Source organism: Pseudomonas persica (assembly GCF_900291015.1).
In the GTDB taxonomy this organism is placed as follows: domain Bacteria; phylum Pseudomonadota; class Gammaproteobacteria; order Pseudomonadales; family Pseudomonadaceae; genus Aquipseudomonas.
In genome coordinates this window covers 1-236 of record NZ_OLKL01000374.1, presented here as the reverse complement: position 1 = coordinate 236, position 236 = coordinate 1, and the positions used below count along the sequence as shown (strand labels likewise).

Genomic DNA, 236 nt, shown 5'->3' with positions numbered 1-236 from the left:
GGTATGGAGGCACTGCGCTGATACCCGCCGCCGAACGCGGGCATGTCGAGACCGTGCAGTTGCTGATCGATGCCGGGGTGGACGTGAACCATCTCAACCGCCTGCACTGGACTGCGCTGCTGGAGGCGGTGATCCTCGGTGACGGCGGGCCGCGGCATGTGGAGATCGTGCGCCGGCTACTGGCGGCCGGGGCGGATCGGCAGATTGCCGACAAAGATGGGGTGACCGCGCTGGAG

General features: G+C 67.8%; 1 protein-coding gene. It reads left to right on the top strand.

The features are described 5' to 3' along the window. Window positions 1-236, top strand: a 236-nt coding sequence (locus tag FQ664_RS26950; RefSeq protein ID WP_144176009.1) for an ankyrin repeat domain-containing protein, incomplete at both ends; no start/stop codon positions are given.